The 24,936-nt window shown below is 37.8% G+C and carries 27 protein-coding genes; 1 reads left to right on the top strand and 26 read right to left on the bottom strand.

Features of this window, described 5'->3' with window-relative positions:
• Window positions 1–90: 90 nt before the first annotated feature.
• A complete protein-coding gene (locus AB9L17_RS18590) occupies window positions 91–576 on the bottom strand; it encodes a dUTP diphosphatase (protein ID WP_068983947.1) in 486 nt (161 codons plus the stop codon).
• Between the two features lie 103 nt (window positions 577–679).
• Between AB9L17_RS18590 and AB9L17_RS18595 the strand changes: the two genes are divergently transcribed.
• Complete coding sequence (locus tag AB9L17_RS18595) at window positions 680–1,072, top strand: sigma-w pathway protein ysdB (RefSeq protein ID WP_068983948.1); 393 nt, start codon at window positions 680–682, stop codon at window positions 1,070–1,072.
• Window positions 1,073–1,199: 127 nt separating this feature from the next.
• Here AB9L17_RS18595 and AB9L17_RS18600 read toward each other — a convergent pair whose 3' ends face one another.
• The 25 genes from AB9L17_RS18600 to mdh form a co-directional block, all read right to left on the bottom strand.
• Entirely contained in the window at window positions 1,200–1,460 is a 261-nt protein-coding gene (locus tag AB9L17_RS18600; protein WP_375199616.1) for a DUF1294 domain-containing protein, read from the bottom strand.
• A gap of 138 nt (window positions 1,461–1,598) precedes the next feature.
• Window positions 1,599–1,958: a 50S ribosomal protein L20 gene (gene rplT / locus AB9L17_RS18605; protein WP_049667524.1), complete on the bottom strand. Its 360-nt coding sequence runs from the start codon at window positions 1,956–1,958 to the stop codon at window positions 1,599–1,601.
• A 61-nt stretch (window positions 1,959–2,019) separates the two neighbouring features.
• A complete protein-coding gene (gene rpmI, locus AB9L17_RS18610; RefSeq protein WP_004226312.1) occupies window positions 2,020–2,220 on the bottom strand; it encodes a 50S ribosomal protein L35 in 201 nt (66 codons plus the stop codon).
• Between the two features lie 31 nt (window positions 2,221–2,251).
• Entirely contained in the window at window positions 2,252–2,755 is a 504-nt protein-coding gene (gene infC / locus AB9L17_RS18615; protein WP_024363824.1) for a translation initiation factor IF-3, read from the bottom strand.
• 339 nt (window positions 2,756–3,094) lie between these two features.
• Window positions 3,095–3,235 (bottom strand): hypothetical protein, encoded by a 141-nt coding sequence (locus AB9L17_RS18620; protein ID WP_223555419.1) that lies wholly within the window; start codon window positions 3,233–3,235, stop codon window positions 3,095–3,097.
• Window positions 3,236–3,377: 142 nt separating this feature from the next.
• Window positions 3,378–5,309, bottom strand: a complete 1,932-nt coding sequence (thrS, locus tag AB9L17_RS18625; protein ID WP_375199617.1) for a threonine--tRNA ligase — start codon at window positions 5,307–5,309, stop codon at window positions 3,378–3,380.
• 417 nt (window positions 5,310–5,726) lie between these two features.
• Complete coding sequence (dnaI, locus tag AB9L17_RS18630) at window positions 5,727–6,656, bottom strand: primosomal protein DnaI (protein WP_375200815.1); 930 nt, start codon at window positions 6,654–6,656, stop codon at window positions 5,727–5,729.
• Window positions 6,657–6,680: 24 nt separating this feature from the next.
• Complete coding sequence (locus AB9L17_RS18635) at window positions 6,681–8,051, bottom strand: replication initiation and membrane attachment family protein (RefSeq protein WP_375199618.1); 1,371 nt, start codon at window positions 8,049–8,051, stop codon at window positions 6,681–6,683.
• Window positions 8,052–8,068: 17 nt separating this feature from the next.
• On the bottom strand, window positions 8,069–8,539 hold the full coding sequence (gene nrdR / locus AB9L17_RS18640) for a transcriptional regulator NrdR (RefSeq protein WP_053592410.1): 471 nt from the start codon (window positions 8,537–8,539) through the stop codon (window positions 8,069–8,071).
• Window positions 8,540–8,952: 413 nt separating this feature from the next.
• Window positions 8,953–9,975, bottom strand: a complete 1,023-nt coding sequence (locus tag AB9L17_RS18645) for a glyceraldehyde-3-phosphate dehydrogenase (RefSeq protein ID WP_068983952.1) — start codon at window positions 9,973–9,975, stop codon at window positions 8,953–8,955.
• Window positions 9,976–10,207: 232 nt separating this feature from the next.
• Window positions 10,208–10,801 carry a dephospho-CoA kinase gene (gene coaE / locus AB9L17_RS18650; RefSeq protein ID WP_068983953.1) on the bottom strand — a complete coding sequence of 198 codons (594 nt, stop codon included), beginning with the start codon at window positions 10,799–10,801 and terminating at the stop codon, window positions 10,208–10,210.
• A 13-nt stretch (window positions 10,802–10,814) separates the two neighbouring features.
• A complete protein-coding gene (gene mutM / locus AB9L17_RS18655) occupies window positions 10,815–11,687 on the bottom strand; it encodes a bifunctional DNA-formamidopyrimidine glycosylase/DNA-(apurinic or apyrimidinic site) lyase (RefSeq protein WP_068983954.1) in 873 nt (290 codons plus the stop codon).
• 12 nt (window positions 11,688–11,699) lie between these two features.
• Window positions 11,700–14,327, bottom strand: coding sequence for a DNA polymerase I (gene polA, locus AB9L17_RS18660; RefSeq protein WP_375199619.1), 2,628 nt, complete (start codon window positions 14,325–14,327; stop codon window positions 11,700–11,702).
• Between the two features lie 194 nt (window positions 14,328–14,521).
• Entirely contained in the window at window positions 14,522–14,953 is a 432-nt protein-coding gene (locus AB9L17_RS18665) for a DNA polymerase I (protein WP_068983956.1), read from the bottom strand.
• A gap of 553 nt (window positions 14,954–15,506) precedes the next feature.
• On the bottom strand, window positions 15,507–16,517 hold the full coding sequence (hflC, locus tag AB9L17_RS18670) for a protease modulator HflC (RefSeq protein ID WP_223555426.1): 1,011 nt from the start codon (window positions 16,515–16,517) through the stop codon (window positions 15,507–15,509).
• Window positions 16,517–17,485, bottom strand: a complete 969-nt coding sequence (gene hflK / locus AB9L17_RS18675) for an FtsH protease activity modulator HflK (RefSeq protein ID WP_223555428.1) — start codon at window positions 17,483–17,485, stop codon at window positions 16,517–16,519. The genes hflC and hflK overlap by 1 nt, the downstream gene beginning before the upstream one ends.
• Window positions 17,486–17,774: 289 nt before the next feature.
• The gene (locus tag AB9L17_RS18680; protein ID WP_068983959.1) at window positions 17,775–18,488 is read right to left on the bottom strand and encodes an LrgB family protein; all 714 of its coding nucleotides are present in this window, start codon (window positions 18,486–18,488) and stop codon (window positions 17,775–17,777) included.
• Complete coding sequence (locus tag AB9L17_RS18685; RefSeq protein ID WP_068983960.1) at window positions 18,485–18,853, bottom strand: CidA/LrgA family holin-like protein; 369 nt, start codon at window positions 18,851–18,853, stop codon at window positions 18,485–18,487. Before AB9L17_RS18685 ends, AB9L17_RS18680 begins: the two co-directional genes overlap by 4 nt.
• Window positions 18,854–19,206: 353 nt before the next feature.
• Complete coding sequence (pnpS, locus tag AB9L17_RS18690) at window positions 19,207–20,742, bottom strand: two-component system histidine kinase PnpS (RefSeq protein ID WP_068983961.1); 1,536 nt, start codon at window positions 20,740–20,742, stop codon at window positions 19,207–19,209.
• On the bottom strand, window positions 20,739–21,455 hold the full coding sequence (locus tag AB9L17_RS18695; RefSeq protein ID WP_068983962.1) for a response regulator transcription factor: 717 nt from the start codon (window positions 21,453–21,455) through the stop codon (window positions 20,739–20,741). Before AB9L17_RS18695 ends, pnpS begins: the two co-directional genes overlap by 4 nt.
• Before the next feature lie 52 nt (window positions 21,456–21,507).
• Window positions 21,508–21,948 (bottom strand): MaoC/PaaZ C-terminal domain-containing protein, encoded by a 441-nt coding sequence (locus tag AB9L17_RS18700; RefSeq protein ID WP_068983963.1) that lies wholly within the window; start codon window positions 21,946–21,948, stop codon window positions 21,508–21,510.
• 404 nt (window positions 21,949–22,352) lie between these two features.
• On the bottom strand, window positions 22,353–22,637 hold the full coding sequence (locus AB9L17_RS18705; RefSeq protein WP_049665915.1) for a hypothetical protein: 285 nt from the start codon (window positions 22,635–22,637) through the stop codon (window positions 22,353–22,355).
• A 37-nt stretch (window positions 22,638–22,674) separates the two neighbouring features.
• Complete coding sequence (locus AB9L17_RS18710; protein WP_375199620.1) at window positions 22,675–22,980, bottom strand: inner-membrane translocator; 306 nt, start codon at window positions 22,978–22,980, stop codon at window positions 22,675–22,677.
• Between the two features lie 217 nt (window positions 22,981–23,197).
• On the bottom strand, window positions 23,198–23,524 hold the full coding sequence (locus AB9L17_RS18715) for a hypothetical protein (RefSeq protein WP_223555433.1): 327 nt from the start codon (window positions 23,522–23,524) through the stop codon (window positions 23,198–23,200).
• Between the two features lie 326 nt (window positions 23,525–23,850).
• Complete coding sequence (mdh, locus tag AB9L17_RS18720; RefSeq protein ID WP_068983966.1) at window positions 23,851–24,789, bottom strand: malate dehydrogenase; 939 nt, start codon at window positions 24,787–24,789, stop codon at window positions 23,851–23,853.
• Window positions 24,790–24,936 lie beyond the last annotated feature (147 nt).

The following is a 24,936-nucleotide window of genomic DNA, read 5'->3' on the forward strand; positions in this document are numbered from 1 at the left end:
TGCCTCCTGCTCCTTGTATCCCCTCTATTATACTTCGTTTACCGAAATATTCCTAGCCTAAATCGTCTGAAAATTGGTGTATTTCTTACTTTAATATCCCGAACGCTGACGATTATAATTCTCTTCGTTTTTCTCTATATAGGCCCCAACAACGTCCTCAAACGTAAAACCTAGATTGTACGCAAGTAATCCATAGCATTGCCAAATAGCTAAATAACTATCCTCTGTTGGTTGACTAATAAACGTTAAAATATAGTCCTGTGTCATTAAAAATGTCTCTGTTAAATCTCGCTTCTCTTCAATTACTGGCCATTTTTCTATCGCTGTAAAACCTTTTAATAGGCCAAGTGATAATATAAAATGAATAGAATCCACATATTCCTCTAAAATCACATCACGCTCTGAGGGTCCCTTTGTGCTCCAAAACTTAAAGCAACGAGTTTCATTAGCAAGTTCGGCCAGCTCTACCATTAATGCTAAACCTTTTTCTTTAAATACATCACGATCAATTTTTTGTGTTTTCTCGATGAAATCATCAAGCTCTTTCTGCATTTTAAACAAATGTTGTAAATTCATTTTTTTCTCCTAAATTTCTTAAAATTATTTATAAAAAGTGAAACTAATTGCCCCCTTCAATCGTATAGGAGGGAATAACCTTTCTTCAAGGGGGAAATTGAAAATGTTGCCATTACTTATTCGACTTGCTGTTATTGCGCTTATTATCTATGTATTTTATAAAGCGATTCGTTATATAACCGATCCTAAGCGAAAACTTGATGAAGCCTATGAAAGAGGCCACTATTATTTTTATGATGACGTCAAAAATGTACGAAAAAATTTCTTTATCTCTTATAAGGGTGCTCTTTTCGAAGGTGAAAAATACCTTGGTACTACTGATGATGCCTTTGAAGTTGTTACGATTTTTGTTGGCGCCCGTGACGCCGCTAAACTGCAAGGTTTTTCGAAAAAAGACTTTGAATACCTCCAGCAGGAAATCCTATTGAACTATCCAAGCGCAAAAATAAACTGGAAACAACCCATTGAAAAGCTTATGCACAACACATCCTCTTGATGAGGATGTGTTTTTAATATATCGCAACATTTTTTACGATTTATCGGAAACATTTTAGGCTTTATCGGAATATTTTCGAGATTTATCGGAAACTTTTTAAGTTTTATCGGAATATTTTTGCGTTTTTTCACCAGATTTGTACGATGATAAAAATTTGAATAGCTGCTAGTAACGGGAATCCAAATGCAAAACTGTTATGGCGTGTTTTATGACGGAATAAATACATCCCTAGTACGCCACCTACTGCACCACCAGCAATTGCTAATGTAAATAACGTACGTTCAGCAATACGCCATTCATGCTTTTTCGCTTTTGTTTTATCCAAGCCCATCATCACGAGCAGAACTATAGAAACAACTGCCATATAGGCCAATAATGCTTGCGCCATTGAGTACTCCTTTATTTTTATTATTTACTACTACTCTAACACAAAAAAGACTGACGGATAAGTCCATCAGTCTTGTAAGAAATTTTGCACCTGTCGCTTCGCTTTCGGTGCTGAAATAATTTTTAACTTCGTCAAAAATTATTTAGCTACTGCTTTTTTAGCAGATTCAGCTAATTGAGTGAATGCTGCTGCATCAGTTACAGCTAGGTCAGCTAACATTTTACGGTTAACTTCGATACCAGCAACTTTTAAACCGTGCATTAAGCGGCTGTATGAAAGACCGTTCATGCGAGCAGCTGCGTTGATACGAGTGATCCATAATTTACGGAAATCACGTTTTTTCTGACGACGGTCACGGTATGCATATTGACCTGACTTCATCACTGCTTGGTTAGCAACTTTATATAATGTATGTTTAGAACCGTAGTAACCTTTAGCTAATTTCAATACTTTTTTACGACGTTTGCGCGTCACTGTTCCGCCTTTTACGCGTGGCATATGAATTACCTCCTGCTTTTCATTTAAAAATGAATGTTAGTATTTTGTTTGTGTAGTCAAATTATTTCATGTAAACAAGTAATGATTTGATGCGTTTGAAGTCACCAGATGAAACGATGTTTGCTTTACGTAGGTGACGTTTTTGTTTTGTAGATTTGTTTGCGAATAAGTGGCTTCCATAAGCACGGTCATATTTTAATTTACCTGAACCCGTTTTTTTGAAACGTTTCGCAGCTCCACGGTGAGTTTTCATTTTTGGCATGTCGAATTCCTCCTAAACTGTTCGTCTAATATTATTTCTCGTTCTTTGGTTGAAGAACTAAGAACATGCTTCGGCCTTCCATCTTCGGTTTTTGTTCAACCGTCGATACTTCAGCACAAGCTTCAGCAAAACGATCTAATACACGTTGACCAATGTCTTTGTGTGTAATCGCACGACCTTTGAAACGTAGGCTACATTTTACTTTATCGCCTTTTTCAAGGAATTTAATCGCATTACGTAGCTTCGTTTGGAAATCATGCTCATCGATTGTTGGGCTCAGACGAACCTCTTTCATTACGATGACCTTTTGATTTTTACGAATTTCACGGTCTTTCTTTTGCTGTTCAAACTTAAATTTACCATAGTCCATGATACGAGCGACTGGCGGCTTGGCTTGAGGGGCCACAAGGACAAGATCCAAGTTTACACGAGTGGCGATTTCTAGCGCTTCGTTACGTGTCTTTACACCAAGCTGGTCACCATTGTGATCGATTAATCGAAGTTCACGTGCGCGAATGCCTTCGTTTACATACATGTCTTTGCTAATAGTAATCCACCTCCAAGTAGTTGTCGCGAATACATGGTTTGGGCAAAGCCTTGCCCGGTTGAACGGTACATCCTCTTGTCATGTCCATAAAAAAAGGACGGACACTTGAAGATGTCCGCCCGCTATATGTGCATGCGCAAGTCAGCGCAAAACAATTCAACGTGTCATACCTGTTCACAGCCTAAAAGCGTTGTATCAGGTGAGAAGCGGGCAGCCTCTACTTCAACCACAAACTTTGTATTCATTAACCTTAACTATATTAACATGTACTTCATAAGCTGTCAAATGTTTATTTAAATTATTTCTAATAAAATAACCTAAAAACTTTTAATCTAAACTATTATGACGGTTTTCATCAAAACGTGGGGTTGATTTCCGTTCCGGCTGGGCGCTTTCCTGGGGGCGTCCGATGAGCCGCTTCACTCGCGTTGCTCGCTCCAGGGTCTCATCTGTGACGCTGATCCCCAAGGAGTCGCCCAGCCTCCACTCCAATCAACTTATATAAATGACATACGTTCTAACAAATGTCATCCCAAACTTTTGATAATCTTGCCCAGCGAATTCTAATCCTTTTTCAATCTGAACAAATTCACCGGCAAAATCATTAAAATTATTTTGTAATTTCTGCTTTAATATTAGCTAGGAAGTCTTGGAAGCTAATTGTTTCTGAATCTTTTGAGCCATAACGACGCACATTAACGCCACCAGCCTCAACTTCTTTATCACCGATGACAAGCATATACGGGATTTTTTTCATTTGTGCTTCACGGATTTTGTAGCCTAATTTTTCTTCACGGTCATCCATTTCAACACGTAAGCCCGCTGCAGTTAATTGCTCTTCAATTTGTTTTGCATAATCAAAGTGTGCTTCGTTTGAAACCGGGATAACTTCAACTTGTACTGGTGCTAACCAAGTTGGGAATGCACCTTTATATTCTTCGATCAAGAAAGCAACGAAGCGTTCCATTGTTGATACGACACCACGGTGAATAACAACTGGACGATGTGGTTTACCATCTTCTCCAACGTAAGTTAGGTCAAAGCGCTCTGGTAATAAGAAGTCAAGCTGTACTGTTGATAACGTTTCTTCCTTACCAATTGCAGTTTTCACTTGTACGTCAAGTTTAGGACCGTAGAATGCAGCCTCACCTTCAGCCTCGAAGTAATCTAAACCAAGCTCATCCATTGCTTCTTTTAACATGCTTTGTGCTTTTTCCCACATTGCATCGTCATCGAAGTATTTCTCAGTATCTGCTGGATCACGGTAAGATAAACGGAATGAGTAATCATTTAAATCGAAGTCTTTGTAAACTTCTAAAATTAACTGTACTACTTTTTGGAATTCCACTTTAATTTGGTCTGGACGAACGAAGATATGTGCATCGTTTAAAGTCATCCCACGTACACGTTGTAAGCCTGAAACAGCTCCTGACATTTCGTAACGGTGCATTGTACCAAGCTCTGCAATACGTAATGGTAGGTTACGATAAGAATGCATACTGTTTTTGTACACCATCATATGGTGAGGACAGTTCATCGGACGCATAATTAATGTTTCATTGTCCATTTCCATTGGTGGGAAAATTGAATCTTGGTAGTGATCCCAGTGACCAGAAGTTTGGTAAAGCTCTTTAGAACCAAGTACTGGTGTGTAAACATGCTTGTAACCAAGTGATAACTCTTTATCTACGATATAACGCTCAATAATACGACGGATTGTCGCACCATTTGGTAGCCATAGTGGTAATCCTTGACCAACCTTTTGAGAAGTTGTAAATAATTCTAATTCTTTCCCGATTTTACGGTGATCACGTTCTTTTGCTTCTTTAAGCATTTGAAGGTGATGTTTTAATTCTTCTTTTTTAAAGAATGCTGTACCATAAACACGTTGTAGCATTTTGTTATCCGAGTTACCTCTCCAGTAAGCACCCGCTAATGAAAGAAGTTTGAACTCACGAAGCTTGCCAGTTGATGGTACGTGGATGCCTCGGCAAAGATCGAAAAATTCACCTTGGTGGTAAATAGATACTTGCTCATCTGCTGGAATTGCTTCAAGTAATTCTAATTTGTATTCATCGCCAACCTCTTCATAGATTGTTTGTGCTTCTGCACGGCTAACATTTTTGCGCTCTACTTCAAGGTTTTCAGCGATAATTTTTTTCATTTCTTTTTCGATTACTGGTAGGTCTTCAGCTGTAATTGGTGTCGGTGCATCAATATCATAGTAGAATCCACCTTCAATAACTGGACCAATTCCAAGTTTAACTTCTGGGAATAAACGTTTAATCGCTTGTGCTGTTAAGTGTGCAGTCGAGTGACGTAGAATTTCAAGTGCTTCCTCATCATCTTGTGTAATAATCGAGATTGTTGCGTCCTCTTCAATTGGTGTTTTTAAATCAACTAAGACACCGTTTACTTTACCCGCATACGCTTTTTTACGAAGTCCTGGGCTGATTGATAATGCCACATCATCAGTAGATGTACCTTTTGCAAATTCCTTTACTGCGCCATCTGGGAAAGTTAATTTAATCATATCTGACATTTTGTTTGCACTCCTTAATGTTTTTCTGGGATACATTGATTGGAAAACGGTATAGACTTTCCGGATTGAGCATCTTTTACCCGGTGTGAGTAGATTCAAGCGACTACCCAAGAAAATAAAAAAGCTCCGTCCCTCACAAAAGGGACGAAGCGTATGCTCGTGGTTCCACCCTTCTTCCTTCCGACTCTAATAAGCCAGACGAAGCTCAAGGCTAGCTAACGGGCTAGGGACCGGCGAAAGATTTTCCCTTTCGCTGCTCAGTAGGTAGTAAATGATGTGCTCTAACTAGGAAGCTTACAGCCAATGACTTCCCTCTCTAAAAGCTGATACACAAAACTCATGTCCTCATCAATGCATTTTCTTAATTATTATATGAGACAGTATACGCTCGATTGTCGCAAAATGCAACAGTCAATCTTACATACGGCGATTTTTCCCGCGCATTTCAATCGGCTCTGTCAAGGCTTTGACACGTTCCATAATACGTCCAGCCTTCACGACTTCTATGTCACCTTTTTGCGTCTGTGCTAAATGATGCTCTAATTCATCATAATTAAAGTTAGATGTAATGAACGTTGGCAATTGCTCTGCCATACGATAATGGAAAATAGTCCCCAGAATTTCATCACGAGTCCATGCGGTCATTGTTTCAGCTCCTAAATCATCAAGCATGAGCACCGGAGCCTTTTTCACATAATCAATTTTTTCATTCAATGTATTATCGCCAATTGCATTTTTCATTTCTCGTAAAAATTCAGGCACGAAAACAACTACTGAACGAATTTTGATGGAGGCTAACTCATTCGCAAGTGCACCAAGTACAAAAGATTTTCCTACACCAAATTTTCCATATAAATAATAACCCTTTGCGGGAAGCTTTCCTGTTTCTAATGTTGTCTTCACAAATTGTGCCGCTTTTTGCGCAATCATAACACGAGATTCATCGTCAATGAGTAAATCTTGTATTGTCGCTTGCAGCACATCCTTCGGCATATGCATGCTCGCAATCATATTAGCTACGTCACGACGCTCTTCCTCACGTATCTTTTGCTCACATCGCACATAATCAATTTCAATGGTACTCCGCACTACACGTAAAGTTGGTAAAAAACCTTTTAAATAGTTTGTACAACTTTCTGTATTGTCACAGCCACAGCAAGTAGTAGATTGACTAATAAACTCATGAAGCTTAGGTAAATTACGTTCAATTGTCGCATAGCTTAACTCATTTGCATGTTCTGTTAAAAATTCTTGTACACGAGGGTTTTCTAAAATTTCTCGACGCATCGCTTCGTAACGTTCTTGAAATGATGGTACATTAATTGCTCTTTTTAATGGTCCATTAATTGGTTCGATTGTCGTTCACCCTCCTTACTTATCACTTTTCCCTAGCATTTCCAATATTTTTTGACGCTCTCGCTCAAAATCTATCGTGCTGGAAGTGTTTTCTTCTTGTTGCTCGTTACGCTTGTAAAACCATTCAGGTACCTTCTCTTCACGTTGATTTCCTGAACGTCCTTTAACACCTTGATTACTTTTCCTCGGTGTCTGCTGGGGCTTATTTTTCCACGCAGTGTATTTATCATGCTCCTGGCGTGCTAGCTCCATTGCTGCCTTTGCTGTTTGAATATTTTTACGTACCCAATGATCTGCTATCGTTTCCACATATTTTTTAGGTAGCTTCATATCAGTTGTTAACATGACATATTCCAAAAGAGCATTGACAACGCCTACTGGCATGCCATGCTGGACAATTAAACTTTCAGCAAGCTGTACGGAAGTCTGTAGAGGTTCTTTGCCATTATTAATATCTCGCAGTACTTGGACTGGCGGAGTCGTCTCTAAATAATGTTGAAGCTCCTGATCCTTTGTTTTTTGTCCGGATTCTTCAAGAGACGATGGCTCACTCACTCTAGCAAGCTTTGGTGGCTCTTTTGATACCGTTAGCTTATAAAAATCCGCAGCTGCCTTACGTAATCGATCCAGTGAAATACCTAGGTCATCATCTAATGCAAGAATCACTACTTTTTGCATATCTAGTGCAGTTAAGTGATATAAAAACGCTAATTTTGCTATATTTTCACGTACCTCAATTGTTAGTAAGCTTTTCGGCACTAGTTGCTCCGATAAGCCCGCTTGCAGTAATTCAAAATCAAACTGTTCAAAATAAAACGGATACACTTTTTGCTGTTGTTCCTTACGACTTGTATCCACTTGTAAATCATCTGGAATCTTTGTACTTACTGGCTTAAAAACATCTATGAAAGCACGTGATACCTCTTTAAATTCTGCATCTCTTGCAGAAGGAATAAAACGCTGACGCAATTTCCGATAAGCTTGCTCCCCAATTTTACTAAACAAAAACATCGACAGCAGTGGATCTTTCATAAAGCTATCTGCATCAAGCGGTCGCATAAGCTCATATAAAAAACTTCGTTGGTCAGCATCTTCCTTTTTCCATGTGCGTAACAAACCAATTGCTTCGAGCGCAATACGTGCCTCAAATACTTTACCAATTGGAAGCCCTAGCACATTCATTAAAAAATAATGAGTCATTTGCTGCCTTGGCATTTGCTCGGCTTCTGCCCATAGTGTTAAATAAAGGCTGATTGGCTCCGCTCCAATTAAAGGCTGATAAAATAGTGTTACTAATTGACGTTCCTGCGTAGAAAGTGCATGAGGTAGACGAATGTCAAAAGGATCAGCGGGCTGCAATTCCTTATACAAATGAATCAACGTCATTCACCCTCTCTGTTTTTCTATGATTTCTGCTCTGTCTGACGTTGAATAATCTCTTTGATTTCTTCAATAAAGACATTGATATCCTTAAATTGACGATAAACCGAAGCAAAGCGCACATAAGCAACCTCATCGATTTTCGCTAAGCGATCCATGACCATTTCCCCTACATCCTCAGATTGGACTTCAGAATTCCCAATGCGACGAAGATCTTTTTCAATAGACATCACTAGTCCCTCAAGTACTTCAAGAGAAACAGGACGTTTTTCGCAAGCACGAATAAGTCCACGAAGTACCTTTTCACGGCTGAATTCTTCTCGTGAACCTTCCTTTTTCACCACAACTAACGGTGTCTCTTCAATTTTTTCAAACGTTGTAAAGCGGAAGCCACATGACTCACATTCACGACGTCTACGAATTTCTTTATTATCATCTACAGGCCTCGAATCCACTACACGCGTTCCGTTAAATTGGCAAGATGGACATCTCATATAATTACTCTCCTGATTTCACAACAATTTAATATTTCTATTATAACAAATTTCCCGTATAGACAAAAGAAGATACCTAAGAATCTCATTTCGTATCAAGGCAGTTAGATATGTCTAGCAACAACTGATGATCAAAAGCGTAAGAGTATGCTAATTGAAGTCAAAGGAGGGTTTGAACAAGCAAAAGTGATATTATAGGAAGGAATAATCAAAAGCACCGAGTAGTTCACTCTTCTTGCCCAGAATGTAGACAAAAGATTTTTGAAGCAAATCTGTGATTGAGGTTGTTATAGAAGTTTATTTACGACCAGATAAAGCAGACAATAGACAATATATTAGAGAAACTCAAGTTAACTATTATCAAAAATGAGCACATCGAAACCACTTGGATTTCAATGTGCTCATTATAATTATTATGCGTTTACTGTTTCTAAAGCTTTTGCCACTTTTTTCACAAGATCTACTACGCGTGCAGAATAACCCCACTCATTGTCGTACCAAGCAAGTACTTTTACTTTGCGGTTACCCATTACCATTGTAGAAAGTCCATCTACTGTAGAAGAGTAAGTTGTTGTATTGTAATCAGAAGATACTAGAGGCTCAACTGAGAAGTTTAAGATACCTTTCATTGGACCTTCAGTAGCAGCCTTCACAAATGCAGCATTAACAGCATCTACTGTTACGTCTGTATTTAAATCAACTACAAGGTCAACTAATGATACGTTTGGTGTTGGAACACGAAGTGCCATACCGTGAATTTTGCCTTCTAATTCTGGTAACACTAATTTTAATGCTTTTGCAGCACCTGTAGATGTTGGAATAATTGATTGTGCGCATCCACGTGCACGACGTAAATCTTTATGTGGATTGTCTAGATTCTTTTGGTCATTTGTATAAGCGTGAACTGTTGTCATTAATCCGCTTTCGATACCAAATGTGTCATTTAATACTTTAGCAACTGGTGCTAAGCAGTTTGTTGTACAAGAAGCATTTGAAATAACATCATGTTGTGCGATATCAAGTTTCTCGTCATTTACACCTAAAACAATTGTTACGTCCTCGTTTTTACCAGGTGCTGTTAAGATTACTTTCTTTGCGCCTGCTTCTAAGTGCATTGCTGCTTTTTCACGATCATTAAATTTACCAGTTGCTTCAATAACGATATCCACACCCATTGTTGCCCATGGTAATTTTAATGGATCACGTTCGCTAATAATTTGAACACGTTTACCATTTACAATCAAAGCATCGCCTGCTGGTTCAACCGTACCTTCAAATGTTCCGTGATTTGTGTCATACTTAATCAAATGTGCTAACGTTTCAGCTGGATAGCTCGCGTTAATTGCAACAATATTTAAACCTTCTTGTACGATCGCTTGGCGGAAAACCATACGTCCGATACGTCCGAAACCATTAATAGCAACTGATACTGTCATTTATAAAATCCTCCTGTGAGTGCATACTCAGATTAATTATATACTTTATGCTGATTAGTATAACACAATTTTAAAAAAGATGAACATTATATATGTCATAATATTAAAGTTCTTATTTTCTGAAAAATAAAATCGTCAAATTTCAGTCTTTATTTTGGCATAAGCCCACAAAAAAATGCGCAGCAAGATGTTCTTGCTACGCATCGAGTAATTTTACTGATTCTTAATTCATTTATAATACGTCCCAATACGTCAGGATTTTTTTCAATTGGCTCTCTGTATGTTCTAAGTTTTCATTATTGTAGATAACCGCATGGGCACCTTTTTCTTTGACAGACATAGGTAGCTGAGAATGCATACGTGCTAACGCATCCTCCTTCGATAAATTATTGCGCTCCATTAAGCGTCTAAGCTGTACCTCTTCACTAACCGATACAACAAGAATACGCTCAACAAAATGCTGCAATTTACTTTCAAATAATAATGGAATATCCATCACAACATGCTTTTCCCCTGCCTCTAAATAAGCGTCGCGCTGGCGTAACATTTCCTGGCGAATAGCCGGATGCATAATATCATTTAAAATTTTACGCTTTGCAGGTTCATGGAAAATGATATCACCAAGCTTAACGCGATTTAAACTACCGTCTTCTAGCAATATATCTTGTCCAAAATTTTCGGCTATTAACGTTAATGTCTCCGTTCCTGGTTCTACGACATCACGTGCTACAATATCCGCATCGACAATCGGTAATCCAAGTGCTGTCATCATTTTCGCTACTGTACTTTTTCCGCTGGCAATACTTCCTGTTAGTCCGATAATCATAGTTAAATCCCCTTTAATGTTGACAATTTGGGCAAAAGACTGATGTGCGCCCACCTATCGTCATCTGGCTTGTTGCAGTTTCACACACTGGGCACATTTTCTTCCCATACATTTGCAGTCGATTCTGCATACTTCCAGCCTCACCATTGATATTACGGTAATCTGAAATTGTTGAACCTCCTGCCTCAATGCTTCGATGTAAAACAGCAACAATCGCCTCAAATAATGCACGCTTACGTTTATCGCTAATACGATTCATCGAACGAGCTGGATGAATTTTCTGAGCAAACAACGCCTCCGTAGCATAAATATTGCCACAGCCAGAAATAACCTGCCCATCCATTATTACTTCTTTGACGGCTTTTTTCTCATATTTCGGCAACTTTGATTTAGCAATAAAAAAATCACAAGCTACTTCATCAAATGGTTCTGGCGCCATTTTTGTTAATGGGGCATGATCCTCAATTTTTGTTAAAAAACGCAGTTCACCGAAGCGGCGAATATCCGAATAGATTAAATAACCACCGTCTGCCATGTGAAATGTCGCATGAATATGCTTTTGAAATTTCGCTTCCTCGATTTCCTCAGGCGAATTTACTACAAACCACGCTCCTGTCATGCCTAAATGACTGACAAGTACATAAGGAACATCCTCTTTCAGCAAATGAAAAAAAATGTATTTTGCACGTCGTTCGATTTTTGTAATCGTCATTTGACACAAGGACATTTCAAACGCATCCGGTTCGGCTTGCTTCACAATACATTGCTTTCCCTCTCCAAAGGAAAAACGAATAATTTCAGATAGTTGAACTTGCTGAATTGTACGCCCTTCAATCTTAGGTTTTAATGCCTGGACGACTCCTTCAACTTCTGGTAATTCAGGCATTTTAACTCCTCCTTATTTTGCTTCGTACCAAGTTGCGCCGTAGTTGAAGTCCACTTTTAGCGGTACAGCAAGCTCGATCGCACTTTCCATAACCTCTGGTACTATTTTTTCAAGCATTGCAATCTCTTCCTTAGGTGCTTCAAAAATCAATTCATCATGCACTTGTAATAAAAGCTTTGCCTGCATATTTTCTTTTTTCAAGCGAGCGTCCATATCAATCATTGCTTTTTTAATAATATCAGCTGCACTCCCTTGAATCGGTGTATTCATCGCAGTACGCTCTGCAAAGCTTCGTAGATTGAAATTAGAGCTCGCAATATCAGGTAAATATCGGCGTCTATTTAAAATCGTTGTTACATAACCATTGAACTTCGCATCTCGCACGATATCATCCATATATTCTTTTACACCCGGGAAGCTCGCAAAATACTTCTCGATAAATGTAGCAGCTTCCTTACGAGTAATATCTAAATTTTGTGATAAGCCATAATCACTAATACCATAAACAATACCAAAGTTTACTGCTTTTGCAGCGCGTCGCATATTACTATCGACCTCATCTGCTGAGACATGGAATACATCCATTGCTGTTCGCGTATGAACATCCATATCTTCACGGAAAGCTTCCACTAAATTTTTATCCTTTGACATATGAGCCAATACTCGCAATTCGATTTGTGAGTAGTCGGCAGAAAACAATATCCAATCTTCTTTCGATGGGACAAATGCTTGTCGAATTTTTCGTCCCTCCTCTAAACGAATCGGGATGTTTTGTAAATTCGGATCCGTTGAGCTTAGACGTCCCGTAGCCGTTAATGCTTGTTGGAATCGTGTATGCACCTTTCCATCCTCTTTATGGATTTCCTTCAGCAATCCTTCAATATAAGTTGACTGTAATTTTCCAAGCTGACGATACAAAAGTATATGCTCGATAATAGCATGCTCTGGCTTTAATTTTTCCAATACATCCGCTGCAGTGGAATAGCCCGTTTTTGTCTTTTTAATAACAGGAAGACCAAGTTTATCAAAGAGAATAACGCCTAACTGCTTCGGTGAATTAATATTAAAGGCTTCTCCTGCCTTCGCATAAATCTCCTGCTCAATTACAACTAATTTGTCGTTTAGCTCCTGGCCCATCTTCTCCAAAGTACCACGATTAACCGTAATACCCTCACTTTCCATTTCACCTAAAATAGAAGCAAGCGGAAGTTCTAAGTTTTTATAGAGTTCGAACTGTTCATTTTCCTTTAATAATGCCTCTAGCTTTGGCTGTAATGACCATACAGCAAAGGCTTTGCGACCAGCATGCTCAGCAAGTGCCTCAATGGCAGGTATAGCACGTTTTGCTCCCTTCCCATAAACAACCTCATTTGCTTGCACATCACGATAACCCAGTTCCTTTGCAAGTGTTGCCACATCATCCCCACTAAGTCCAGGATTATTAATATAAGAAGCAAGTAATAGGTCAAATTCAACACCCGCTATACGAATACCTGCACGTTTTAACGCTGCTTGTGCTGCCTTTGAATCTGACATATATTTTATTTTTGTAGCATCTTCTAACCAAAGGCGAAGAGCATCTGATTTAACCGCAATATCAAACGGCACATAAGTTGTGCTCATGCCATCTGTTAAAGCAATGCCTAGTTGCTGACATGTGTGATAATGCTCATCCTCTAGCTCTAAGTGCACTGCCATGACATCCTTTAAATGCTCTGTCTTAACTTCTTGCACAATTTTATAATCAAACGGTGCTTGCTCTTCCTCTTGGACAGTAAAATCACTTTTATCGATCAGTGATTTAAAGCCAAGCTCCCGCCACACGTTCATTAATTCTTCCTCATCTGGACCATTATAAGCAAGGTCAGAAAGCGTTATTGCAATAGGCGCCTCCGTAAAAATGGTCGCAAGCTTTTTACTCATTAGTGCCTGTTCTTCATTGGCAACTAGCTTTTCTTTCATCTTAGAAGCCTTCACCGCATCCATTGCCGCATAAAGTGCCTCCACCGAACCATGCTCTTTTAGCAATTTAACGGCAGTTTTTTCACCGACACCTGGTACACCAGGGATATTATCTGAAGCATCCCCCATTAAACCTTTCATATCAATAATTTGTTGAGGCGTTAAACCATATTTTTCTTCAATAAAGTTTGGTGTATTTTTCTCAATTTCAGTAATGCCTTTTTTCGTAATATATACTGTTACCTGTTCAGTTGCGAGTTGCGTTAAGTCACGATCTCCCGATACGATGATGACATCCATATCCTGCGATGAAGCTTCTTTAGCAAGTGTCCCAATAATATCGTCCGCTTCGTACAACTCAAGCTCATACCGCTTAATACCATAAGCATCAATAAGTTTCCGTATATAAGGAAACTGCTCAGATAATTCCGGTGGAGTCTTTTGTCGACCACCCTTATATTCCGTAAATGTTTCATGGCGGAACGTTGTCTTACCTGCATCAAAGGCAACCAAGATTTTCGTTGGTTGCTCTTCCTCTAATATTCTTTGTAGCATTGTTGTAAAGCCGTATACTGCGTTTGTATGAATTCCACTATCATTCGTTAATAGTGGTAACGCAAAAAAAGCACGATACGCTAAACTATTGCCGTCTAATAATAGCAATTTTTCCTTTGTCATGATTTTATCCTCCTGCGTCGTCGTCCTCTTAATTGTAAAACGAAAACGTATGTTTGAAAATGCCTCTTCTTTTTACTTTATCGAGAAAACGGTAATTTTACCAATCATAACGATGAGAATCGTGAAAATTTCTACATCATTATATTAACTATACAAAAAAAGCCAATTGCACATCGCAATTGACTTTCTTCATGTTATTCGTTGGCCTCATTTATTTTTTCTTGTCGATAAAAAATCTCTTCATATATAACTGTCAAAATAAAGGCATTCATAAAGGCAAACACTAAAAATAATGGCATACCGCCTAGCTGCGGATGTGTAAGCTCTGAATAAAATACCATGACAGTACCAATTTGCGCTAGGAAGAAAATGAATCCAATCCCAACTTGCCATATAGGACGCTGTACTTTACGTTTTTCGTACCAAAATAATTTCTTAAATACTTTTCGTACATCCTCTGCAATAACTAAACTTAACAAAAATAATAAGACAAAAAATACTGGTATATGATAAACACTTTTTGTGATCCATGCAAAATCTGATAGACGGAAGAAAAGTGTAAACAACGATGCAATACTACATGCTATCCCTAAATTTTGGAGCCACATGTTAATGTGCAATTTCACAGCTATTACCCCCAATTTTTAATTCTGAACATTATCATTCTATCAGAAAATAGTTATCTACGAAATACAAAATTATAAATTTCTATTATTTACATAACATAAATTTGATATTTGAAAAATATTTATAAAATGCATAATTAAAAATACCTAAAATCACACCATGAAGGCTCCTCACTATCACGTAGAGTTGATTTCCATTCCGACCGGGCGCTTTGTTGTTGCTGCCGCTACGTTAGCACTACGCTTTCGCACAGATAAAACATTTGTTGCTGTCGCATAGATAAAAACATTTGTTGCTGTCGCTTCACTTTCGCGCAGAGCAGAGCTTCCTAGGGGCGTCGGATGAGCCGCTAATCCCCAAGGAGTCGCCCAGTCTCCACTCCAATCAACTTATACAAATATTACCATTCATTAAATAGTCCTTCCATAAGCTCGTAACCTGTATGTAAAAATATCATAAAAATGCATTGTTAGTTTCATGGATTGTGTAAAAAAAGCCGTCTCAAAAAGTTTGAGACGACTTCATATACTAATCCCTGCAAGAATAATAGTATTATTTTATATAGCCAGATAATATTTTCGCATATGGTGAAGTGGATGGCAAAATAATTACCGTATCTTCACCTACAGTTTTCTTATATGATTCTAACGTACGGTATAACGAATAGAATTCTGGGTCTTGCGAGAATGATTTATTGTAAATTTTCGCTGCTTCCGCTTCTCCTTCAGCTTGAATCAATGCTGCATCCTTTTTAGCTTTTGCCAGCATTTCTTGAACCTGCTTATCGGTTTGAGCTTCAATACTGCGTTTCTGAGCATCACCTTCAGATAAATATTTCTGTGCGATTGATTCACGATCCGAAATCATATTTGTAAACACGGACTGCTCATTCTCAGTTGGTAAGTCGATACGACGTATACGAACATCGACTACTTCTATGCCATACTTATCGTTTGAAAGTAGCTCATTGACACGTTCAGTCACTTGATCATTAATACTACCACGTGAAGAATTTTTTTCATTAATAATCTGGGTATAATCTATTCGACCAAGCTCTGAACGAATAACAGAATAGATAAATTCCTCCATACGTGATTCAACCTTTTCTATAGTACCTGCATTTGTAATTAATAACTTTGGATCTGTAATTCGCCAAACTGCATAATTATCAATGATTATGCGTTTTTTATCCTTTGTATTAATTTCCTCTTCCGAAATCTCATAAGTCATTTGGTTTTTAGGAAGTTTTGTAACACTTTGAATAAATGGAACTTTTATTTTCAAGCCAGGCTCACTCTGAAATTTCACTACTTCCCCAAATTGTCGAACTACTGCGTATTCGGATTCTTTCACAATATAAACATTAGCAAATAAGATAATGGCAATAGCGAAAACGGCTGTTAATGTTACAACAAAAGAAATATATTTTTTTGGATTCATCGGACCTTTTTTCGACATTTTGATTACATTGTCCCCTGAATCTCCGTCTTTTGAAGCAGTCTTTTTGGATTTACCCGATAAAAAATTTAGGAATTTGTCAAGGTCCTTGTTTTTTTGGTCCATTAGTTACCGCTCCCTTCTTTTTTCTCTGTAGGTGTCTCCTGTGTCGTTGGTTGCAATGCTTGAATAGGCAAGTATTTCATCGTACTACCATCATCATTCATAATGTAAATTTGCGCTTTAGGTAAAACATTTTCAAGCGTTTCTAAAATTAAACGCTCACGTGTAATTTGTTGATTTCCCTTATATTGCTCATACATTTTATTAAATACTGCTACATCCCCTTGAGCCTGCTCAATACGAGCTGTTTTTTCACCTTGAGCCTTCGAGATAATGGCATCTTTTTCACCTTGAGCCTCGTTAGTACGTTGATTTTGATATTTTTTTGCTTCATTGATTTTTGTATTTTTCATTTCACGGGCATCGGTAACCGCAGTAAAGGCCGCTCGTACATCAGCATTTGGTAATTCAACATTTTGTAATTTTACACCCAGAATACTGATCCCAATATCGTATTTTTCAATAAGTGAAACCAATAAATCTCGTGTGTTTGCTTCTATATCTGCTTTTCCATCTGTTAACGCAGCATCTATGTTGGAACTTCCGACAATTGACCGAATCGCACTCGACGTAGCGCTATGTAAAATTTCTTCTGGATCTTGTGCGTTAAATAAAAACTTATTCGGTTCTGTGATCTTCCATTGAACTACAAGGTCTGTTAAAACAATATGCTCATCGCCTGTAATCATTTTCGTTTCAGCATCATAATCTTCCAATTCACCGTCTTTATTTTGCTTATAGCCAAACTGCAAACTAAATGTTTCTTTTGATAAAACCTCAACCGATTGTACAGGCCAAGGTAATTTAAAATGTAAACCTGGCTCGGTTACTGTATCATCGGCACGACCGAACGTAATGACTACCGCTTGTTCCGATTCATCTACCGTGTACCACGATGTAAATACAGCAATAAGTGCAATAATACCGAAAATACCAAGTCCAACCATCATTAGTGACCTTTTCACACTCATGTCTAATCCTCCCTTAAGCTTAATACTATTGTTTACGGGATACTTTATAAAAAGTTTCAAAATATTTTAATAAACTAATACTATATTTTAGGCAGTTTGACATACTATTCAAAAAAGTAGATTCTACATCAAATGTTGAAGCCAGACATAATATGAAGCTTTCCCAAACGTTCTGGCAACTGCCAAGCCAGTTTTTCGACAGGAGTGTTAGGACATTCACCTTCATCTTAAATTGTATGGTCACCCAACAAATATTATCAAACAAAAAAATAAAAAAACCTGTTACCATTTAAGGCAACAGGCTATTGACAACTAAATGTTCAAATGCTGGGAAAAATGTTGTTGATAAAACAATACTAATTAATGCAGCTACAACCATAGCAAGACTTGCAAAAGTACCTTCAAGTTCACCAAACTCAAATGCTTTAGAGGTACCTGCACCATGTGCACCCATTCCTAACATTAGACCTCTAGAGGATGGTCTATGAAAGCGACATACTTTAATTACGAACGGTGCCAGTAGACTTCCTAAAATACCAGTTATCATGACGAAAACTGCCGTCAGGGTAGGTGAGCCACCAATCATATTGGAAATATCCATTGCGATTGGTGTAGTGACTGAACGAGGTACTAAGCTATGCACAAGTTCATCATTTAACCCGACTACTACGGCGATTATATAGGATGATGTAATGGCAACCGCGGATCCAACCGCAATACTTAGAAAAATTTCAAAAGCATGTTTCTTTAATAGGTTAAAATTTTTATAAATAGGTACCGCAAAGGCAACTGTTGCTGGACCTAGTAAATTTGTTAAAATATTGGCTCCTGCATTATAGGATTTATAAGATGTACCCGATAGTAACAAAACGATAATGATAACTAACGGTGTTATCAGTACGGGTGTTAGCCATTCCTTTTTATACTTTTTATAAAACATTTTACTACTATAAAAAACTGCAATAGTGCCTATTAAACTTACTACAGCTATTAAAAAGCTCATGCAGTATCACCTTTCTTTCGTAGCTCTAGCCACTGTGCTGTGAAACCTGTTGCAAACATGACAACAATAGCACTCACGACAATAACAAGCACAGCCTTCACACCTTGCGCACCGAAAAGCGAATCATAATCGATCACTCCGATCGCAGATGGAATGAAAAATAGCAATAACTCACTAAGTAATAAACCTGCACCTAACTCAATCCATTCAAGCTTAATAATATGAAACTGCAAAAGTAAAAACAATAAGACTAGTCCAATTATACTCCCTGGAATCGGCAAGTGAAGTAGACGTGCAATACTATTCCCAACAAATAAAAGTACATAAAGATAGCCGATTTGCACGATACTATTGACGATTTTCATGGTCATCCTTCTCTCAATTTTTTATCACACTTTAACGGCCAGTAATAAGCAAGCGTAAACTCACTTTAAAGCCCGATTGGTTCAACTACAATTTATGAACTGATTGTAGCTGAACATTATGCTACTATACTTTACACCTATTTACGTTAGGTGTAAAACAGAAAAAGAATCTACCACCAAAAACTTTGGCAATAGATTCTTTCTTCTGTGGCGATAACTAAGCAGCACAATCAAAAAATCTTTATATTTAAAGATCTCTAAGCGATTTAACCTTAATAATTATAATGGGGGTTTCTATTAACAAGTATAAATCCCCATTATGAAGCTAAAATTGTGCTATTGTAAAGAAATTGTTAATTTTTCGGAATCATAACAATCATTTTTGTACCTACGCCAACTTCACTTTCTACTTGAATGCGACCATGATGCGCCTCTATTAAGTGCTTCACAATTGCAAGCCCTAAACCTGTCCCCCCAGAATTCCGACTTCGTGCACGATCCACACGATAAAATCGTTCAAAGACACGGGCAATTTCATGTTTTTCAATCCCTATTCCTTGATCCTCTATTTCAATAATGCCATACGTTTCATTTTCCTTTAAACGAACCGTAACGGTTGTATTTTCTGGAGAATACGTAATCGCATTGGTAATTAAATTAGTGACAATTTGAATGATACGATTCGCATCACCCATAACCTGAATATCACGATCTATATCAACATGAAAGCTCATATTTTTCTCATCCAGACGTGGTCCCGTTAACTCTGCTCCACGTATAAGTACATCTTGCAAGCCCATCGGCATAATATTAACGGTAAAACCATGCTGTTCAATTTTCGATAACTCCAGTAAATCCTGAATAAGCATCTGTAGACGGTTACTTTCTTTATTAATAATCTCTAAAAAAGATAGCAGCATTTTTTCATCCTTATACGCTCCATCCAGTAAAGTTTCAGCAAAACCTTTAATGGATGTAATAGGCGTACGTAGTTCATGTGATACATTTGCTACAAAATCCTTACGAATCTGCTCTAAACGAACAAGCTCCGTAATATCGTGCATAACAATAACAACACCAAGCCAGCGACCATGATCTCCTATAACAGGTGCTCCATACACTTCCTTATTATGTAGCTCCTGTTGTACTTCCATTTTAAGTTGTTGTCGATAAGGCATTTCTGTTAAAAACACATGGTCGATAAATTGCTCAAGTGATTTAGGTAAACCGATTGTACGAAAGACCTTCCCTTGAACATCGGCAATTTGCATACCAAAACGCTCTAGAAATACCCGGTTCACGATGGATATATTCCCTTCACGTCCAATCATCATGAGGGAACTTCCCATGTTTTCAATTAAAGTTTTAAGCCTCTCCTCTTCCACCTCACGAATCGTCGTAATATCCTGTAAATTACGTGCTAAAATATTGATCGAGTGACTTAACGGCATCATGCGTTCATGTTCATTTTCATGGGCTCGAGCACGATAATTTCCCTTTGCCAATTCAAGCGCTGTATCTGTCACGTTATCAATAGGCGCAATGAAATTTCGTATCATATAGCGACTTACAACAGCTATTAAAATAAGCGTTATTATGAAAAGAATCGTTAGCACTAGATAAAACCGTGCACGAATATCAGAAAACAGAGAGTCTTTCGCTTCAATGTTTTGAGCCGTATACAGTGCTTCTTTATCTTCCTTAGATAGTTCAAGCTTTCGTTCATCTAATACTTGATCGATAGATTCTTGCAGCTGCAAACTTGCCTGCTCATCGTACTGTTCTATATAAACAGGAAAAAGCTGACCTATAACAAGCATTAGGACAGCTAATATCGTTCCAAGTAATAGCATGAATGTCAAGAATAAGCTGTTGCTCATTGATTTCATGTCGTCTTCGGCTCCTCAAATTTATAGCCAAGACCGCGAATTGTTTTGATGAACATTGGCTTACGGCTATTTTCCTCAATTTTATCGCGAAGGTGACTGATGTGTACATCCACAATTCGAGTATCGCCAGCAAAATCATACTTCCATACAGCACTTAATAGCTGATCACGCGTTAACACACGGTTTTTATTTTCAAGTAAGTAAATGAGTAGCTCAAATTCCTTCGGTGTAAACTCAAGTGCCTCATCCTGTAAAAATACTTCAAAACGCTCAGGAAATACACGCAATTGACCAAACTCATACATTTTCTCTTGTAGCCTATCCTTATCTTCTACCACAACATTTTGTGTAAAACGTCTTAATACAGCTTTTACTCGTGCTAACACTTCACGTGGACTAAAGGGCTTCGTCATATAGTCATCTGCCCCTAGCTCTAGACCAAGTACTTTATCGAACTCGTCATCCTTTGCTGTTAACATAATAATAGGTGTATTCATACGTTGTTGACGAATTTGTTTACATACCTCCATACCATCCAGTCTCGGAAGCATCAAATCTAATAGAATTAAATCTGGCTGTAAATCAATTGCCTTATCAAGACCCTCTTGACCATCAGCAGCTGTTTCTACAACATACCCAGCTTGTTCTAAATTATATTTCAATAATGTCGCAATAGAAAATTCATCTTCTACAACTAAAATCGTTTTTGTCATGTATAATGCCTCCGATAGTGATTTGAAACCCCCATTTCAAATCTCAAGAAGTCTATAATGCGAGTGGTGGCGTCACCAGCAACGTACCTTCAATCACAAGCTGCTTTTGCTCATTATATGAGTGCACAGATACAGTAATTGTATTTTGGAATTTATTTACTTCTGTTACCTCTAAAAGCGTATCAAATAATTCATAGTGATAGAGAGGTCCTAAATATTTTAAATGTTGCTCAATAATTCGTGAACCTGGTCCAGGAATATACTTTGAAACAGCTGACGTAATAATGCCATTTAACATGATCGTCGGTACGATTGGCTTTTGAAAAGGCGTCATCGCAGCATAATCATGTTGAATATAAAGAGGATTACTATCATTTGTCAGACCTAAATAAAGTAGTAAATCCTTATCTTCAATCTTTTCGGTAATATGAATCTTCTCGCCAACTGTAATTTCATCAATAGTGAGACCAAGCTTACTGTTTTTTTGAAGCAAAGATACGCCAACCCCTTTTCTATCATACTACCTTCATAGTATCAATTTTATTCTAAAAGTACAACGAAAAGCAGAATAACCATTTTATCTTTATTTAGCAAAAGGGATTCGTCTGTGCGTGATCCCCAAGGAGTCGCCCAGCCTCCACTCCAATCAACTTTTTACATAGCATACGTTTTTACAAATTGTCTCCTCAAATCTAAGTTATGGCACCACCCAAATTAAAAGAAACCACCTCATATGAGACGGTTACCTCTGGCTAGCTATTCAATTAAAGCACTCCGTTAGCCATCCATGTAGCGTAAAAACCAGCGCTACATCACAGAAAATGAAAGATGATTAAGTTCTTTCATGGGAGTTTAACAAGAAAATAGCTTAATTCTTTATCTTTCTTCCCAATATTCTTATATGAATTCAAACGCAAACATTAAACCTAAAGGGATAGTTAACCAAAGCAGAGAATTACTCAATATTATTTTAAAATGAGAAGCATTTTCTAATTTGTCTTTGGAAACGAATCTCCACATCAGTAGTACTCCAAAAGCCCATATCGGTATGACTAAAAAGAATTCTGGTGTCAAAGTATCAGATTCACCTAATGCCCCTTCTGCAAAAAACCAAGAAATAAATAATGCAACAAAACCAGTAAATATAACATTACCTATAACTAAAACTTTTTTATCATTCAACAAAATCCCTCCGATTACTCGAATACCGAAACATCATTTACTTTTTTACGAAATTTAAAATCCACCTTATAACTCCAAACACCAGAATGAGAATACCATTAGCTATTGTTATAAATCCTAAAAATGCCCCACCATAGCCTGCACCTTCTCCTGTTCCCCCAGAACTCCAATCGTAAAAATGAAGAAATACAGCCCCACTTGAAAAACCAATCACTGGAGCAAGTACCATCATAATGATGCCCGATACCATAAGATTTAATATTCCTTTTCTAAACAACGTAAAGAAAACAACCTTAAGTGATACTAAGATCAAGACATATAATATCAAAATTAAATTTTCCACAATCCCCCCTCGCTTCATTTTACCACAATTAACCATAATACTAATTTAACTATTCTGACTTTTAATCGAATAGCAACAATCTTTTCGAAATCAGCCTAAGAAAAAGATGGGATCTCTGTGGATCCCATCTTGAAGTAAAGCACCCCTATAGTTTAAGTAGAGATTTCTTCACAAACTTGTCTTTTTTAAACCTAATTAATTATTACTATTTATATGCTTATTTATTTTTTCTTCTGTCAATGATAAACCATTTTAAGATTCCAATTATTAGTATTAAAAGTGCAATTATTAGTATTAAAATTGGTATTCCCTGTACGATTAGAAATCCTGTCCAAAAATCATTTGTAGTGCTGGTCGGGGAGGCTGTTGCCATTCCACCTATAAAAAAAGCCAATGGAGTTGCGATTACATTCAATCCCAAACTAATCATCACAAATGATAATTTTTTACTTTTAATCTTCGGTAATCCAGCCGACCAAAATAAAATTATTGCAACTAATAAAATCAAAACACCCCAAACACCATAAATAGCCAGAACACCCAAAACCTCTACCTCCTAACTAAACGATAGCTCATTCCACTTTCCTGGAAAGATGAAAATCCACCTACCGTCTACTATTTTACCACAAAAACCCATATCATTATTAAACTAAACTGCACTGTTAGCTTAATAAGAAAAGCACCTTTGACCTATGTACTTGATCTTACACTCGTATGAGTTAGGCGGTATGCGTAGCTCCCTAAAACAATCCAGATATGACCCTCTTTCTATTTTCTGGTATCCCGTAATTTGTAAGAACATCTCTTTTCAATCTCAATACCTAAAAAAATCGAGTAGGAATGATTCCCACTCGATTTCATAAACTTTTATTAAGCTAAAACTTTCATAACGTCGCGGACAGCCTCTGCCGATTTATCTAAAGCTGCTTTTTCAGTGTCTGTCAATTCAAGCTCAAAGATTTTTTCTACACCATTTGCACCAAGCAATGTTGGAACGCCTAGATATAAATCATTGTAGCCATATTCGCCCTCTAAGTATGCAATAGATGGAAGTATACGTTTTTGGTCTTTAATGATAGCTTCCGCCATTTCAATAAGTGCCGCTGAAGGAGCATAGTATGCAGAACCATTACCAAGGAGGTTAACGATTTCAGCACCACCGTTACGTGTACGGTCAACAATCTCTGCAAGACGATCAGCTGGGATTAATGTTTCTAATGGAATACCACCAGCGAATGAGTAACGAGTAAGTGGCACCATTGTATCACCGTGACCACCTAAAACAAAACCTGTGATGTCTTTTACTGAAATATTAAGCTCTTCAGCAACAAACGCACAGAAACGAGCCGTATCAAGTACACCTGATTGACCTATTACACGATTTTTAGGGAAACCAGTCTCTTTGTATACAGTGTAAGTCATTGCATCTACTGGGTTCGTAAGTACGAGGATTGTTGCATTTGGTGAGTATTTCGCAACTTCCTTGGAAACAGTTTTCATCACATCTTGGTTAATTTGAACAAGATCATCACGGCTCATACCCGGTTTACGAGCAACGCCAGCAGTGATGATTACTACATCAGAATCAGCTGTATCCGCATAATTAGAAGTACCTTTAACATAAGAATCATAACCCTGCACCGGTGCAGCTTCCCACATATCTAATGCTTTACCTTTTGCTGGGTTTTCAGCTTGAGGGATATCCACCAATACTACATCACCAAGTTCTTTTTGAGCTGCTAAAAATGCTGCAGTAGCGCCGGTAAAACCGCTACCAATTACTGAGATTTTTTTTCGTTTCAGAGACATTCGAATACGCTCCTTTAAAATTAGGTTATTTAATCTATTATGCCTCGGCATAATTGCGTCAGGAATCGGCTTTGTGTAAGAACAAAGCCGATTCCGTGACATCCGCCGGAGGCTTCTTTCAGCGAGTGTTTAAACACCCGCTGAAAG

The organism is Lysinibacillus sp. RS11 (genome assembly GCF_042019215.1).
Lineage (GTDB): Bacteria > Bacillota > Bacilli > Bacillales_A > Planococcaceae > Lysinibacillus > Lysinibacillus xylanilyticus_A.

What these genes read in the sequence shown, in the direction of transcription:
- AB9L17_RS18590 (WP_068983947.1), bottom strand. Translation starts at nt 576, where the DNA reads ATGAATTTACAACATTTGTTTAAAATGCAGAAAGAGCTTGATGATTTC.
- AB9L17_RS18595 (WP_068983948.1), top strand. Translation starts at nt 680, where the DNA reads ATGTTGCCATTACTTATTCGACTTGCTGTTATTGCGCTTATTATCTAT.
- AB9L17_RS18600 (WP_375199616.1), bottom strand. Translation starts at nt 1,460, where the DNA reads ATGGCGCAAGCATTATTGGCCTATATGGCAGTTGTTTCTATAGTTCTG.
- rplT (WP_049667524.1), bottom strand. Translation starts at nt 1,958, where the DNA reads ATGCCACGCGTAAAAGGCGGAACAGTGACGCGCAAACGTCGTAAAAAA.
- rpmI (WP_004226312.1), bottom strand. Translation starts at nt 2,220, where the DNA reads ATGCCAAAAATGAAAACTCACCGTGGAGCTGCGAAACGTTTCAAAAAA.
- infC (WP_024363824.1), bottom strand. Translation starts at nt 2,755, where the DNA reads ATGTATGTAAACGAAGGCATTCGCGCACGTGAACTTCGATTAATCGAT.
- thrS (WP_375199617.1), bottom strand. Translation starts at nt 5,309, where the DNA reads ATGTCAGATATGATTAAATTAACTTTCCCAGATGGCGCAGTAAAGGAA.
- AB9L17_RS18635 (WP_375199618.1), bottom strand. Translation starts at nt 8,051, where the DNA reads ATGACGTTGATTCATTTGTATAAGGAATTGCAGCCCGCTGATCCTTTT.
- nrdR (WP_053592410.1), bottom strand. Translation starts at nt 8,539, where the DNA reads ATGAGATGTCCATCTTGCCAATTTAACGGAACGCGTGTAGTGGATTCG.
- AB9L17_RS18645 (WP_068983952.1), bottom strand. Translation starts at nt 9,975, where the DNA reads ATGACAGTATCAGTTGCTATTAATGGTTTCGGACGTATCGGACGTATG.
- coaE (WP_068983953.1), bottom strand. Translation starts at nt 10,801, where the DNA reads ATGATTATCGGACTAACAGGAAGTATTGCCAGCGGAAAAAGTACAGTA.
- mutM (WP_068983954.1), bottom strand. Translation starts at nt 11,687, where the DNA reads ATGCCTGAATTACCAGAAGTTGAAGGAGTCGTCCAGGCATTAAAACCT.
- polA (WP_375199619.1), bottom strand. Translation starts at nt 14,327, where the DNA reads ATGACAAAGGAAAAATTGCTATTATTAGACGGCAATAGTTTAGCGTAT.
- hflC (WP_223555426.1), bottom strand. Translation starts at nt 16,517, where the DNA reads ATGGACCAAAAAAACAAGGACCTTGACAAATTCCTAAATTTTTTATCG.
- hflK (WP_223555428.1), bottom strand. Translation starts at nt 17,485, where the DNA reads ATGAGTGTGAAAAGGTCACTAATGATGGTTGGACTTGGTATTTTCGGT.
- AB9L17_RS18680 (WP_068983959.1), bottom strand. Translation starts at nt 18,488, where the DNA reads ATGAGCTTTTTAATAGCTGTAGTAAGTTTAATAGGCACTATTGCAGTT.
- AB9L17_RS18685 (WP_068983960.1), bottom strand. Translation starts at nt 18,853, where the DNA reads ATGAAAATCGTCAATAGTATCGTGCAAATCGGCTATCTTTATGTACTT.
- pnpS (WP_068983961.1), bottom strand. Translation starts at nt 20,742, where the DNA reads ATGAAATCAATGAGCAACAGCTTATTCTTGACATTCATGCTATTACTT.
- AB9L17_RS18695 (WP_068983962.1), bottom strand. Translation starts at nt 21,455, where the DNA reads ATGACAAAAACGATTTTAGTTGTAGAAGATGAATTTTCTATTGCGACA.
- mdh (WP_068983966.1), bottom strand. Translation starts at nt 24,789, where the DNA reads ATGTCTCTGAAACGAAAAAAAATCTCAGTAATTGGTAGCGGTTTTACC.